This is a genomic window from Brevundimonas sp., assembly GCF_047617075.1.
Classification (GTDB): Bacteria; Pseudomonadota; Alphaproteobacteria; order Caulobacterales; family Caulobacteraceae; genus Brevundimonas.
In genome coordinates, this window is the sequence record NZ_JBLGCI010000003.1 from 205,901 (window position 1) to 218,698 (window position 12,798).

At 69.8% G+C, this 12,798-nt stretch carries 14 protein-coding genes; 12 read left to right on the forward strand and 2 right to left on the reverse strand.

What is annotated here, in order from left to right:
• Positions 1-244 precede the first annotated feature (244 nt).
• Positions 245-874 (reverse strand): TlpA family protein disulfide reductase, encoded by a 630-nt coding sequence (locus ACI8U3_RS04570; RefSeq protein WP_415013685.1) that lies wholly within the window; start codon positions 872-874, stop codon positions 245-247.
• On the opposite strand from ACI8U3_RS04570, the gene argH reads away from it, so the two are divergent.
• Genes argH through lysA form a run of 3 tightly spaced genes read left to right on the forward strand, consistent with a single transcriptional unit; the run spans position 873 to position 3,811 of the window.
• The gene (gene argH / locus ACI8U3_RS04575) at positions 873-2,291 is read left to right on the forward strand and encodes an argininosuccinate lyase (protein ID WP_415013686.1); all 1,419 of its coding nucleotides are present in this window, start codon (positions 873-875) and stop codon (positions 2,289-2,291) included. The two genes, ACI8U3_RS04570 and argH, sit on opposite strands and share 2 nt — an antisense overlap.
• Positions 2,288-2,515 (forward strand): hypothetical protein, encoded by a 228-nt coding sequence (locus tag ACI8U3_RS04580; protein ID WP_415013687.1) that lies wholly within the window; start codon positions 2,288-2,290, stop codon positions 2,513-2,515. The genes argH and ACI8U3_RS04580 overlap by 4 nt, the downstream gene beginning before the upstream one ends.
• Before the next feature lie 24 nt (positions 2,516-2,539).
• On the forward strand, positions 2,540-3,811 hold the full coding sequence (gene lysA / locus ACI8U3_RS04585; protein WP_415013688.1) for a diaminopimelate decarboxylase: 1,272 nt from the start codon (positions 2,540-2,542) through the stop codon (positions 3,809-3,811).
• A 227-nt stretch (positions 3,812-4,038) separates the two neighbouring features.
• Here the strand turns inward: lysA and ACI8U3_RS04590 are convergent, their stop codons facing one another.
• Positions 4,039-4,305, reverse strand: coding sequence for a DUF6356 family protein (locus ACI8U3_RS04590; protein WP_021697522.1), 267 nt, complete (start codon positions 4,303-4,305; stop codon positions 4,039-4,041).
• A 109-nt stretch (positions 4,306-4,414) separates the two neighbouring features.
• On the opposite strand from ACI8U3_RS04590, the gene ACI8U3_RS04595 reads away from it, so the two are divergent.
• The 9 genes from ACI8U3_RS04595 to hisF are packed head-to-tail and all read left to right on the forward strand — an operon-like array spanning position 4,415 to position 12,736.
• Positions 4,415-5,599: an acyl-CoA dehydrogenase gene (locus ACI8U3_RS04595; protein ID WP_415013689.1), complete on the forward strand. Its 1,185-nt coding sequence runs from the start codon at positions 4,415-4,417 to the stop codon at positions 5,597-5,599.
• Between the two features lie 58 nt (positions 5,600-5,657).
• On the forward strand, positions 5,658-6,674 hold the full coding sequence (locus tag ACI8U3_RS04600) for a glycerophosphodiester phosphodiesterase (protein WP_415013690.1): 1,017 nt from the start codon (positions 5,658-5,660) through the stop codon (positions 6,672-6,674).
• 41 nt (positions 6,675-6,715) lie between these two features.
• The gene (locus ACI8U3_RS04605) at positions 6,716-7,027 is read left to right on the forward strand and encodes a YerC/YecD family TrpR-related protein (RefSeq protein ID WP_415013691.1); all 312 of its coding nucleotides are present in this window, start codon (positions 6,716-6,718) and stop codon (positions 7,025-7,027) included.
• An 11-nt stretch (positions 7,028-7,038) separates the two neighbouring features.
• Positions 7,039-7,920 (forward strand): ATP phosphoribosyltransferase, encoded by an 882-nt coding sequence (gene hisG, locus ACI8U3_RS04610; RefSeq protein ID WP_415013692.1) that lies wholly within the window; start codon positions 7,039-7,041, stop codon positions 7,918-7,920.
• Complete coding sequence (gene hisD / locus ACI8U3_RS04615; RefSeq protein ID WP_415013693.1) at positions 7,920-9,227, forward strand: histidinol dehydrogenase; 1,308 nt, start codon at positions 7,920-7,922, stop codon at positions 9,225-9,227. Before hisG ends, hisD begins: the two co-directional genes overlap by 1 nt.
• Entirely contained in the window at positions 9,224-10,648 is a 1,425-nt protein-coding gene (hisB, locus tag ACI8U3_RS04620) for an imidazoleglycerol-phosphate dehydratase HisB (protein ID WP_415013694.1), read from the forward strand. The genes hisD and hisB overlap by 4 nt, the downstream gene beginning before the upstream one ends.
• Positions 10,645-11,244, forward strand: coding sequence for an imidazole glycerol phosphate synthase subunit HisH (hisH, locus tag ACI8U3_RS04625; RefSeq protein ID WP_415013695.1), 600 nt, complete (start codon positions 10,645-10,647; stop codon positions 11,242-11,244). Before hisB ends, hisH begins: the two co-directional genes overlap by 4 nt.
• Positions 11,241-11,972: a 1-(5-phosphoribosyl)-5-[(5-phosphoribosylamino)methylideneamino]imidazole-4-carboxamide isomerase gene (hisA, locus tag ACI8U3_RS04630; protein ID WP_415013696.1), complete on the forward strand. Its 732-nt coding sequence runs from the start codon at positions 11,241-11,243 to the stop codon at positions 11,970-11,972. Before hisH ends, hisA begins: the two co-directional genes overlap by 4 nt.
• Positions 11,969-12,736 carry an imidazole glycerol phosphate synthase subunit HisF gene (hisF, locus tag ACI8U3_RS04635; RefSeq protein ID WP_415013697.1) on the forward strand — a complete coding sequence of 256 codons (768 nt, stop codon included), beginning with the start codon at positions 11,969-11,971 and terminating at the stop codon, positions 12,734-12,736. Before hisA ends, hisF begins: the two co-directional genes overlap by 4 nt.
• The last annotated feature ends 62 nt before the right edge of the window (positions 12,737-12,798 follow it).

Consider the following 12,798-nt stretch of genomic DNA (forward strand, 5'->3'; position numbering starts at 1 on the left):
CAGTCAGGTGGAGAGGGATCGTCAATGTCCCAAGAAGAGGTGCTGACGATTCGACGATACTGATCGTCCGAAATCCAGGCAGGAACCGCCTCCACAACGGCTAGGTTTCCATACCTAGTCTGGATCTCCTGTTTGGATCGTGCCGAGACGAGACCCCAAACTCCGCCCGTCTCGTAATCATAGACGACAAGGAAATTCTTCTTGGTCGGCTCTGCTGTGTTCCCCGAGTCTGGCATCAAGCCGATCAGGCCTCTTCGGCCAGCAGGGCGTCCACGAGGGCGCGCGTCTCGGCGCTGTTCCAGTCGGCCTCGCCCGCCATCCAGGCGCGGACCCGGCCCTGACGGTCCAGCAGGATGGTCTGGGGCATCTTCCCGGCGCCGGGGAAAACGAAGGGCAGGCGGAAACTGCGGTCCGAATAGAAGGGCAGCGGCTCGTGCACGTCCAGGAAGCCGATCGCATCGGCTACCGCCTCCTCGCCCGTGTCCACATTGACCGGCAGCACCAGCATCTGGTCTTCGGGGTAGCCTTGCTGAAGCGCGGCCAGGGTCGGCATCTCGGTGCGGCACGGCGCGCACCACATGGCCCACAGGTTCACCACCACCACACGGCCCCGGAAGTCGGCGAAGGTGACCTCCTCGCCCTCACTGTCGGTAAAGACCTGATCGGGGGCGACGGCCAGCTCGGCGGGGGTCTCCAGCGCGGTCAGGCCCCCGCGCGCATAGCGGGCCAGCTCGCTTTTCTCGCCGGATGCGGCCTCATTCCCTTGGAAAGCGCCGCTTCGCATGGCGTATAGACCCCCTGCGACGCCCGCCACGACCACGGCCGCCGCGACCAGCCCGACGACCAGACGCTTCTTCCCCGAGTTCTCCGCCATGACCGATCGCCCCGAAACGCCCCCCAACGATGAGGCCAAGGGCCAAAGTCTATGGGGCGGGCGCTTCTCCGCCAAGCCCGCCGAGATCATGCAGGCCATCAATGTCTCCATCGGCGTGGACCAACGCCTGTGGCGCGAGGACCTGACGGGCTCGCGGGCCCATTGTCGCATGCTGGCGGACCGGGGGATCATCGCCGGGCCCGACGCCGAGGCGATCCTGGGCGGACTGGACACGATCCAGGCCGAGATCGAGGCCGGGACCTTCCCCTTCCGCGACGCCTATGAAGACATCCACATGAATGTGGAGGCGCGCCTGTCCGAGCTGATCGGCGAGCCGTCCGGACGCCTTCACACCGCCCGGTCGCGCAACGATCAGGTGGCCACCGACTTCCGCCTGTGGACCCGCGCGGCCTGCGACCGGACCATCGAACAGCTGACGGGCCTGCAACGCGCCCTGCTGGCCCGGGCGGAGGCCCATGCGGGCGACCTGATGCCCGGCTTCACGCACTTGCAGCCCGCCCAGCCGGTGACCTTCGGCCACCATCTGATGGCCTATGTGGAGATGATCGGCCGGGATGTGGGGCGGTTCACCGACGCCCGCGCCCGCCTCAACGAAAATCCGCTGGGCGCCGCGGCCCTGGCCGGATCGCCGTTCCCGATTGATCGCCATGCGACGGCGAAGGCGCTGGGCTTCGACGGGCCCATGCGCAATTCGCTGGACGCGGTGTCGGCGCGGGACTTCGCTCTGGAGGTCATCGCGGCGGCCAGCATCTGCGCCGGGCACCTGTCCCGCCTGGCCGAGGAGATCGTGGTGTGGATGACGCCGCAGTTCGGCTTCGTCACGCTACCCGACGACCTGACCACCGGCTCGTCCATCATGCCGCAGAAGCGCAACCCGGATGCGGCCGAGCTGGTGCGGGCCAAGACGGGGCGGGTCATGGGCGCCTTCATCGCCCTGTCCACCGTCATGAAGGGCCTGCCGCTGGCCTATTCAAAGGACATGCAGGAGGACAAGCCGCCGGTTTTCGAGGCGTTCGACGCCCTGGATCTGGCGGTCGGCGCCATGACCGCCATGGTCGCGGCGCTCAAGCCGGACACAGCCCGCATGGCCGAGGCGGCGGGATATGGCTTCTCCACCGCCACCGACCTGGCCGACTGGCTGGTGCGCGAGCTGAACCTGCCGTTCCGCAGGGCCCACCATGTGACCGGTGCGGCCGTGAAACAGGCCGAGGCGCTGGGCGTCGATCTGGCGGATTTGCCGCTGGAAGAGCTGCAAAAGCTGGAGGCGGGGATCACCGCCGATGTTTACAAGGTGCTGACGCCTGAGGCTTCATGCGCCAGTCGTCAAAGCTTCGGGGGGACGGCGCCGGAACAGGTCCGGGCGCGCATCGCCGAATGGAAGGAACGCCTGTCATGAGAACCGTCCTTATCCTCGCCGGAGCCGCCGTGGTCCTGTCGGGCTGTGGCCGCATGGGAGAACTGGAATCGCCGTATCGCGAGACCGAGCGGGCGCCGCGCTCCGCCCGCGCGCCGGGTCTGCCGGAGCCGGCCACCATCAACCGCCCGTCCAGCCAGCAGGCCATCGAAGGCGGCCCCAGCAATCCCATCGGCGGCACGGCGGCCGGGCGCGAGCCCCAGTAAGCTTTCCAAGGGTCCTCCCCGACCGTGAACCATTTCGAACTCAAGGACGGCGTGATGCACGCCGAGGACGTGTCGCTGGAGGCCATCGCGGTCGAGGTCGTCACGCCCGCCTATGTCTATTCCGCCGCCACCCTGCGGCGGCACGCCCGCGTGCTGCGCGGCGCGCTGGACGGTCAGGCGGAAACGAAGGACGCCCTGATCGCCTTTGCGGTGAAAGCCAATTCCAACCTGTCGGTGCTCAAGGTGCTGGCGGGCGAAGGACTGGGCGCCGACACGGTGTCCGAGGGCGAGATCCGCCGGGCGCTGGCGGCCGGGATCCCGCCGGACAAGATCGTGTTCTCCGGCGTGGGCAAGACCGACGCGGAGCTGGCCTTCGCCATTCAGGCCGGGGTGCTGGAAATCAATGTGGAGTCCGCCGCCGAGCTGGACCGGCTGATCGCCGTGGCCGCCGGGCTGGGCGCGCGGCCGGACATCGTGTTCCGCGTGAACCCCAGCGTGGGATCGGGCGCCCACGCCAAGATCACCACCGGCGGCGCCCGCGACAAATTCGGCGCGCCGGTTGAGGAGGTCATGGCCCTGTACGCCCGCGCCGCCGCCTCGGATCATGTGCGGCCCGTGGGCCTGGCCTGTCACATCGGCAGCCAGATCACCGAGCTGAGCCCGCTGAAGGCCGCGTTCGCGGTGCTGCGCCAGATGACCCTAGACCTGCGCGGCCAGGGCTTCGAGGTGCACCGGCTGGATTTCGGCGGCGGGCTGGGCGTGCCCTATTTCGACCGGCCGGGCGAGGCGGACCCCGTGGACTACGCCGCCGTGGCGGCCGAGGCCGTGCGCGGGCTGGATGTGCAGCTGGCCTTCGAGCCGGGGCGCATGATCGCGGCCAACGCCGGGGTGCTGCTGACCCGGGTCATCCATGTGAACCAGCGGCCGGACGGGAGGCGGTTTCTGGTGCTGGACTCGGCCATGAACGACCTGATGCGCCCGGCCCTGTACGACGCCTTCCATGACATCCGTCCGGTGCGGCCGCGTGAGGGGACGGCTGGTCCGTACGACGTGGTGGGACCGGTGTGCGAGACGGGGGACACCTTCGCCCGGGACCGGGTCCTGCCGCCGCTGGAGGCCGGCGACCTGGCCGCCTTCATGACTGCCGGCGCCTATGGGGCGACCATGGCCAATGAGTACAACAGCCGCCCGCTGGTCCCCGAGGTTCTGGTGGACGGCGACCGCTGGGCCGTGGTGCGGGCCCGCCCGACCTATGACGAGATGCGGGCGCGGGAAACGGTGGCGGGGTGGCTGTAAGGGGGACGGTCTAGCGGCGCAGGAGCTCCCGCCCGGCAAACCCCGCGCCCACGATCGCCGCCAGCCCGCCTCCATAGAATCCGAGGTAGCTGAGGATCAGAGAAACGGGGCTGATCAGGCTGAGCCCATAGGACGGGTGGTTGACCCACGCGACGGTCCCTGCGGCGACCAGAAGCCCAGAAAGCATAACCGCCAGGCTGATGAGAAGCGTGTTCCTCCGCATTCTCTCAAAGCCCCGGATCGATCGCCCCAGCTTCGCGCATGCGGGTCTCGCGGGCCATGCGGGCGCGGCCGGTGAGTTCGTCGGCCATATCCTTGATTCGGTCCGAGGCGGCGGTCTTGGCGACGCCCGGAACGAGGGCGTGGAGGAAGGCGAATCCCGCCGCGCCCAGCAGGCGGAAGCCGAAGGACGACGCCGCGCCCAGGTGCTCCAGATAGGATTCCTCCACCTCGCGCGGGTGGTTCAGGAACAATCGATGGAACGGTGTCGTCATGCTGTGGCGATCCTCACCCCTACCCGTGGAACCCGATCTATTCTAAAGCGGCCGACACAATCAGGAAACAGGCCGAAGCGTAATCGGCCCAGAAGAAAAGACCACGACCATGTCCGACGCCAAGCTCGCCAAGACCTTTCGCTGGGAAGACCCGCTGGATCTGGAGGGCCGTCTGACCGACGACGAGCGGATGATCCGCGACGCCGCGCGGTCCTATGCGCGCGAGGCCCTGCTGCCCCGTGTGGTCGCCGCTTTCCGCGACGAGACCTTCGACCGGGCCATCATGACCGAGATGGGCGAGATGGGCTTTCTGGGCGCCATGCTGCCCGAGCAGTACGGCGGCTCCGAAGCCTCCCACGTGGCCTATGGCCTGATCGCCCGCGAGATCGAGGCGGTGGATTCGGGCTATCGCTCGGCCATGAGCGTGCAGAGCTCGCTGGCCATGTACCCCATCTATGCGTTCGGCTCGGACGCGCAGAAGGCGAAGTTCCTGCCCAAGATGGCGGCGGGCGAACTGATCGGCTGCTTCGGCCTGACCGAGGCGGACGGCGGGTCGGACCCGGCGTCCATGAAGACCAAGGCCGTGGCGGTGGACGGCGGCTACCGCCTGAACGGCGCCAAATACTGGATCACCAACAGCCCCATCAGCGATCTGGCGGTGGTCTGGGCCAAGCTGGATGACGTGATCCGGGGCTTCATCGTCGAGCGCGACTTCGACGGCTTCACCACCGACAAGATCGGCGACAAGCTGTCCCTGCGCGCCTCGGTCACCGGCGATATCGGCCTGAACGACGTGTTCGTGCCCGAGGCCAACATTCTGCCGGGCGTGAAGGGCCTGCGCGGACCGTTCAGCTGTCTGAACAAGGCGCGCTACGGCATCGCGTGGGGCGCCATGGGGGCGGCGGAGTTCTGCTTCCACGCCGCGCGGGACTACACCGCCGAGCGCATGCTGTTCGGACGGCCGCTGTCGTCGCGCCAGCTGGTGCAGAAGAAGCTGGCCGACATGCAGACCGAAATCTTCCTGGGGCTGGAAGGCGCCCTGGCGCTGGGCCGGCTGCTGGATCAGGGGGCGTGGGTCCCCGAGGCTATTTCCATGATGAAGCGCAACAACTGCGGCAAGGCCCTGGCCGTCGCCCGCGAGGCCCGCGACATGCACGGCGGCGCCGGCATCACCGGCGAGATGCACGTCATGCGCCACGCCATGAACCTGGAGACCGTCAACACCTACGAAGGCGCCCACGACGTCCACGCCCTGATCCTGGGCCGCGCCATCACCGGTCAGGCGGCTTTTTAGGGCGCTAACGCTCGGCCCGCGGGGCCTCGCTGCTTGAGCGGGGGCGGCATTCCGCTTCATGCTGCTCGCATGTCGTTTGCAGGAGGCCGCCCTGTCGCTGTCCGCCTTTCCTCACCCGCTGGTCATCGCCCATCGCGGCGCGTCGGGCGAGCGGCCCGAGCACACCCGCGCGGCCTATGCGCTGGCCATAGACCAGGGCGCGGACGTCATCGAACCGGATCTGGTCATGACCCGCGACGGCCATCTGGTCGCTCGCCATGAGAACGAGATCGGCGCGACCACCGACGTGGCCGGTCGCGCCGAGTTCGCCGACCGCCGCACCACGAAGACCATCGACGGGGCCGAGGCGGCGGGCTGGTTCACCGAGGACTTCACCCTCGCCGAACTGAAGACCCTGCGCGCCCGCGAGCGGTTGCCTGAGCTGCGCCCGGCCAACACCGCCTTCGACGGCGCCGAGCCGATCCTGACCTTCGCCGAGGTGCTCGCCATCGCCCGGGACGCCTCCACGCGCACTCGCCGCCCCATCGGGGTGATGCCGGAGCTGAAGCATCCGGCGTATTTCGCCGCCATCGGCCTGCCCCTGGAAGACGCCTTCGTCGCGGTGCTGGAGGCCGAGGGCTGGGCCGGGCCGGACGCCCCGCTGGTGGTCCAGTGTTTCGAGGTGGCTCCCCTGCGCCGCCTGAGCGCCCGCATTGACGCGCCGCTGGTGCAGCTGATCGCCGCCGGTTCAGGCCCATGGGACCGCCCCGACCTGACGCCCGGCGCCATGCTCAGCCCCGAGGGCCTGGCCGAGATCGCGACCTACGCTCACATCCTGGGTCTGGAGAGCGGGCTGGTCATCGCCCACGACTGCGGGGCCCCCAGCGGCGTGGTCGCCAACGCCCATGCGGCGGGCCTGCAGGTCCACGTCTGGACCCTGCGCGCCGAGAACCATTTCCTGCCGCCCAGGTATCAGCGTGGGGACGCCCCGGCCGCCCACGGCGACCTGCAAGGCTGGGCTCGCGCGCTCTATGAAGCGGGCGTGGACGGCGTGTTCAGCGACTTTCCCGCCACCGCCGTGCGGGCGCGACAATAAGGCGCTTGCGCGTACCACTGTAACAGCGTAGTGGAACGCGCATGGCCTATCAGGACATCCCCACGGACCAAGACGCCCGGACCGCGCTTTTCGACGCGATCCTGAGCTTGCGCACCCGCGAGGAGGTGGACGCCTTCCTCTCGGACCTGTGCACGCCGTCCGAAATCCGCGCCTTCGCCGAGCGGTGGGAGGTGGCCCGCCTGCTGGACGCGGGCGGCAAGTCCTATCGCGAGATCGCGGAGCAGGCCCACGCCAGCCCCACCACCGTGGTGCGGGTGGCCCGCTTCCTCAAGGAAATGCCCCATCAGGGCTACCGGCTGGTGCTGGACCGCATCAAGCGCCCCCGACACTAAGGTAAAGTCACATGAGTACTGCATCCGGACGACTGCGCATCGCGGTCCAGAAATCCGGCCGTCTGGCCGACCGTTCCCTCGAGCTGATCCGCGATGCGGGTCTGCGCGTCATGAAGGGCGCGAACGACCTGCTCTACCGGGTGGAGAACCACCCCATCGATCTGCTGCGCGTGCGTGACGACGACATCCCCACCTTCGTGGCGGACGGCGTCTGCGACCTGGGCGTGGTGGGCCTGAACGTACTGGAGGAGCAGAAGAACGGTGGGCCGAACGCAGAGATCGTCATGCCGCTGGGCTTCGGCCGCTGCGAGCTGAAGCTGGCCGTGCCGCCGACGCTGGACTACGCCGGGCCCGCCTCGCTGCAGGGCAAGCGGGTGGCCACCTCCTATCCCAATATCCTGCGCCGCTTTCTGGCCGAGCAGGGCGTCACCGCCGACATCATCACCATGCGCGGGGCCGTCGAGGTGGCGCCGCGTCTGAAGCTGGCCCACGCCATCTGCGATCTGGTGTCCACCGGCGCGACGCTGGAGGCCAACGGCCTGCTGGCCCGCGAGAGCGTGTTGAAGTCCGAGGCGGTGCTGATCCGCTCGCCACAGGCGCCCGAGCCGGAGCTGGCGGGCCTGCTGGAAAGCCTCGTGGAGCGAATCTCCGGCGTGGTGGCGTCCCAGGGCGCCAAATACGTCATGCTGAACGCGCCGCGCTCGGCCCTGGCCGAGATCACCGCCATCCTGCCCGGCGCCGGCTCGCCCACCGTCACCCCGCTGGCGGGCCGCGACGACGCGGTGGCCGTGCACGCCGTGTGTCAGGAGTCGGTGTTCTGGGAGACTCTGGAGAAACTGAAGGCCGCCGGCGCCTCGGCCATTCTGGTCCTGCCCATCGAGAAGATGATGTGATGCGAACCCTCGACTGGTCATCGCTTGACGAAGCCGGGCGGCGCGATGCGCTGGCCCGACCTGCGCGGCGTACCGAAGCCTCGGTGACCGACGCCGTGCGCCGCATCTTCGAGGATGTGCAGGCTCGCGGCGAGGCGGCCCTGAACGACTGGTGCGTCAAGCTGGACGGCGCCCCGCCCCGGCGCCTGGCCATCACGCCCGAGGCGGTCGCGGAGGCCCGCGCCGCCGTTTCGCCCGAGGACGAGGCCGCGCTGAAGACCGCCGCCGACAATGTCCGCCGCTTCCATGAGGAGACGAAGCCCGCGGACAGCGACTGGATCGAGACCACGCCGGGCGTCCGCTCGCGCCGGGTATGGCGGCCCATCGAGGCGGCGGGGCTGTATGTGCCCGCCGGCACCGCGCCCCTGTTCTCCACCCTGCTGATGCTGGCCATTCCCGCCGCCGTGGCCGGGGTGCCGGTGCGCGCCGCCGTGACGCCCCCGGGGCCGACGGGGCAGCCGCACCCCATGATGATCTTGGCCGCCGATCTGGCCGGGCTGGACGCCTTGTGGATCGTGGGCGGGGCCCAGGCCATCGCCGCCCTGACCTTCGGCGTCACTATAGGGGATTGGGGGCTGCCCAAAGCCGACAAGCTGTTCGGCCCCGGCAACGCCTATGTGGCCGAAGCCAAGAAGCAGGCCGCCGCCCTGCCCGGCGGCCCGGGTCTGGACATGCCCGCCGGTCCGTCGGAGCTGATGGTCATCGCCGACCGCCAGACCAACCCGACCATCGCCGCCGCCGACCTGCTCAGCCAGGCGGAGCACGACGCGGACGCCCAGGTCATTCTGGTGTGCGACGACGACAAGCGCATCGAATACATCCTTGAGGAAGTCGACAAGCAGCTGGCCGACCTGCCCCGCGCCGCCATCGCCCGCGCCTCCCTGAACGAGGGTCGGGTCATCCGCGTGAAGGACACGGCCGAGGCCGCCGAAGTCGCCAACCTCTACGGTCCCGAGCACCTGTCGATCCAGACCGCCGACGCGGAAGCCCTGACAGATCGCATCACCGCCGCCGGGGCGGTGTTCGTCGGAACTTATGCAGCCGAAACCTTGGGCGACTACGCCGCCGGGCCCAGCCACGTGCTGCCCACCGACGGCGCCGCGCGGGCCTTCTCGGGCGTCTCTACCGGCGCCTTCATGACCGCCATGTCGGTGCAGCAGGTCAGCCGGGACGGCGCCCGCGTGCTCGGCCCGGTGGCCGCCCGTCTGGCCCGGCTGGAGGGTCTGGAGGCCCACGCCCGCGCCGCCGATCTGAGGAGCGCCCTGTGAGCCTGCCCGCCCCCTTCCCGCCTTTGGTGGCCGGCGGCGACGGTCTTGACCGCTATCCGGCGGAAACGGACGCGCTCGCCGCACGGCTGGCCCAGATCTATGGCGTCACGAACGACCGCGTCCTGCCGGTGCGCGGCGTGACCCACGGGCTGGAGCTGGTCTGGCGTCTCGCGGCCCGGGACGGCGCCTCTGTGCAGGCGCCGGATGCGGAGCCCTACTCGCAGCTTGCCGCCATCTATGGCCGCGACGGCGACACCGCCGCCATGGTGGTGCGCGCGCTCGGTTCGTCCGAGGCCGTGGCTGAAATGGCCGCCCGCACCGCGCCCGCTCTGCTGGTGATCGACGAGGGCCTGATCGAGTTCGCGCCCTTCGAGTCCGCCGCCGCCCTGACCGCCGAGCACCCCAATCTGGTCGTGCTGCGCAGCCTGTCGCTGGCGTATGGGCTGGCCGGCGCCCGCGTGGGCGCGGCTGTCGCGGCTCCGGAGACCCTGGCCCGACTGGCGGGAATGCTGGAGCCCTACGCCCTGCCCGCGCCGCTGGTCCGGCTGGCCATGCAGGCGTTGGATCCCTCGCGCATGATCGAGACCGCCCAGCGCATCGACGCCGTGAAGGCCGAACGCGCCCGCATGGTGCGCGAGCTGGAGCGGATCACGGTGGTCGAGCCCGGCTTCGGGCCGGTGATCATCGCGCGCCCCGACAACATCCCCGCCGTTCGCGCCGCGCTGGACGCCTACGGCATCGCCTCGGCCCCGGCGGGGGAGCGCCTGCGTCTGCCGGTCTCCATCAAGCCGGAGGTCAACGACCGCCTGCTGGCCGCCTTCGGCCTCAACCCGCCGCGCGCCCGCCCGGCCCGACGGGGCGAGGCCGTGCGCGATACGAAAGAAACGCGCATCGTCTGCGCCGTCGATCTGGACACCGCCGCGCCGGTGGCCATCGAGACCGGCGTCGGCTTCTTCGACCACATGATCGAGCAGGTGGCGGCCCACGGCGGCTTCTCCATTCGCCTATCGTGCGCGGGCGACCTGCACATCGACCCGCACCACACCATCGAGGACTCCGCCATCGCCCTGGGCCAGGCCCTGAAACAGGCGCTGGGCGAGCGGCGCGGCATCGGCCGCTACGGCTTTGTGCTGCCCATGGACGAGGCGGAGGCCAAGGTCTCCATCGACCTGTCGGGCCGTCCCTACAGCGTGTTCGAAGGCGCCTTCACCACCCCATTCATCGGCGAGTACCGCACCGACCTGACCGAGCACGTGTTCCGCTCGCTGGCCGAGCACCTGGGCGCGGCGATCCATGTCTCGGTGACGGGCGAGGACGACCACCACATGACCGAGGCCTGTTTCAAGGCCCTCGGCCGCGCCCTCCGACAGGCCATCCGCGTGGAGGGCGATGCTGTGCCCTCCACCAAGGGGGTGCTGTGACCGTCGCCATCATCGCCTATGGCGCGGGCAACACGGCCTCGGTGCAGTTCGCGCTGGAGCGGCTGGGCGCCGACGCGCGCGTCACCTCCGACCCCGCCGAGATCGCCGGTGCCGAGCGGGTCATCCTGCCCGGCGTGGGCGCCGCCGCCTACGCCATGAACCGGCTGGACGCCCTGGGCCTGACCCCGGTGATCCGCGCCTTCGAGCGCCCCCTGCTGGGTGTTTGTCTGGGCCAGCAGCTGCTGTTCGAGCGCAGCGACGAGGGCGCGGGGGCCGACCTGTTGGGCTTCATTCCGGGCGTCGTGACCCGGCTCGACCCCGGCCCGTCCTTGCCCGTGCCGCACATGGGCTGGAGCGCCCTGTCGATCGACCGGGATGACCCGCTGCTGGAAGGGGTGGCGCCCGGCGACCACGCCTATTTCGTCCACTCGTTCCTGTGTCCCGACGGGGAAGCCACCTTGGCCCGCGCCGACTACGGCGGGCCGGTCCCGGCGGTGGTGCGGGCGGGCAATCGCTGGGGCTGCCAGTTCCACCCGGAACGCTCCGCCGCCCCCGGCGCCCGCATTCTGAAGAACTTCCTGGAGCTGCCCGCGTGATCCTGTACCCCGCCATCGACCTGAAGGACGGCGTCTGCGTCCGGCTGATGCACGGCCGTTTCGACGCGGTCACCCGCTATGACGACGTGCCCGCCGCGCGGCTGGTGTCGTTCGTCAGCGAGGGCGCGGCCTGGGTGCACGTGGTCGATCTGGACGGCGCCGAAGCGGGCGCCGCGCGGCAGCACGCCCTGATCGGCGAAATGGCTGGCGCGGTGCAAGTGAATATCCAGAGCGGCGGCGGCGTGCGGTCCGTCGACGACGCGCGCCTGCTGCTGGAGGCCGGGGTCGCCCGGGTTGTGATCGGCAGCCTGGCCGTCACCAAACCCGAGACTGTCGCCGGCTGGCTGGCCGATTTCGGGCCGGAGCGCATCACCCTGGCGCTTGACGTGAAGCTGGAGGACGGCGTCCCCGTCCCCGCCCTCAAGGGCTGGACCCAGCGTGCGGGCGTAGATCTGTGGGCCGCCCTGTCAGCCTATGCGCCCGGCACGCTGAAACACATCCTCGTCACCGACGTGGGCCGCGACGGCGCCCTGACCGGCCCCAATCTGGAACTGCTGGCCGAGGTCAAGCAACGCCGTCCGGAGTTGCAGTTGCAAGCCTCGGGAGGCGTGTCGTCGCTGGAGGATCTGGCGGCGCTGAAGGCCATCGGCTGCGACGGCGCCATCATCGGCCGGGCGCTGTACGAAGGCCGCTTCACCCTGTCCGACGCGCTGGAGGCGGTGCGATGACCGCACGGCGCATCATCCCCTGTCTGGACGTGAAGGACGGCCGGGTGGTCAAGGGCGTGCGTTTCGTGGGCCACACCGACATGGGCGACGCCGCAGAACTGGCCGCGCGCTACCGCGACGAGGGCGCCGACGAGCTGGTGTTCTACGACATCACCGCCTCGCCGCAGGGGCGCACGCTGGACTACGGCTGGGTGCGCGACATCGCCCGGCTGCTGGACATCCCGTTCTGCGTGGCCGGCGGCATCCGCTCGGTGGATCAGGCGGCCCGCTGCCTGGACAACGGGGCGGACAAGGTTTCCATCAACTCCCCCGCGCTTGAGCGCCCCGAGTTGATCGCGGAGATGGCCGAGCGGCTGGGCGGACAGTGCGTGGTGGTGGGGGTGGACAGCCAGTTTCAGGACGGCGACTGGCGGGTGCACAAATATACGGGCGACCCGGACGCCCGGCGCGGCGCGAACCGCCTGACCCTGGACTGGATCATGGAGGCGCAGGCGCTGGGCGCCGGGGAGATCGTGCTGAACTGCATCGATCAGGACGGGGTGCGAAACGGCTATGACGTGGAACAGCTGAAGGCCGCGCGCGCGCGCCTGACCATCCCGCTGGTGGCGTCGGGCGGGGCCGGGTCGCCCGACCATTTCCGTCAGGTGTTCGCCGAGGCCGACGTCTCCGGCGCCCTTGCGGCCAGCGTCTTCCACTCCGGCGCCATCCGCATTCCCGACCTGAAACGGACCCTGGACAGCGACGGCATAGAGGTGCGGTTGTGACTCTCTATTCCGATCATCCCGGCGAAGGCCGGGATCCAGATGCAAGATCACATCGCTTGATC

Excerpts from the sequence above, each read along its gene's own strand:
- ACI8U3_RS04600 (WP_415013690.1), top strand. The coding sequence starts at position 5,658 with ATGCTGCTCGCATGTCGTTTGCAGGAGGCCGCCCTGTCGCTGTCCGCC.
- hisG (WP_415013692.1), top strand. The coding sequence starts at position 7,039 with ATGAGTACTGCATCCGGACGACTGCGCATCGCGGTCCAGAAATCCGGC.
- ACI8U3_RS04595 (WP_415013689.1), top strand. The coding sequence starts at position 4,415 with ATGTCCGACGCCAAGCTCGCCAAGACCTTTCGCTGGGAAGACCCGCTG.
- ACI8U3_RS04580 (WP_415013687.1), top strand. The coding sequence starts at position 2,288 with ATGAGAACCGTCCTTATCCTCGCCGGAGCCGCCGTGGTCCTGTCGGGC.
- ACI8U3_RS04570 (WP_415013685.1), bottom strand. The coding sequence starts at position 874 with ATGGCGGAGAACTCGGGGAAGAAGCGTCTGGTCGTCGGGCTGGTCGCG.
- argH (WP_415013686.1), top strand. The coding sequence starts at position 873 with ATGACCGATCGCCCCGAAACGCCCCCCAACGATGAGGCCAAGGGCCAA.
- ACI8U3_RS04605 (WP_415013691.1), top strand. The coding sequence starts at position 6,716 with ATGGCCTATCAGGACATCCCCACGGACCAAGACGCCCGGACCGCGCTT.
- hisD (WP_415013693.1), top strand. The coding sequence starts at position 7,920 with ATGCGAACCCTCGACTGGTCATCGCTTGACGAAGCCGGGCGGCGCGAT.
- ACI8U3_RS04590 (WP_021697522.1), bottom strand. The coding sequence starts at position 4,305 with ATGACGACACCGTTCCATCGATTGTTCCTGAACCACCCGCGCGAGGTG.
- hisF (WP_415013697.1), top strand. The coding sequence starts at position 11,969 with ATGACCGCACGGCGCATCATCCCCTGTCTGGACGTGAAGGACGGCCGG.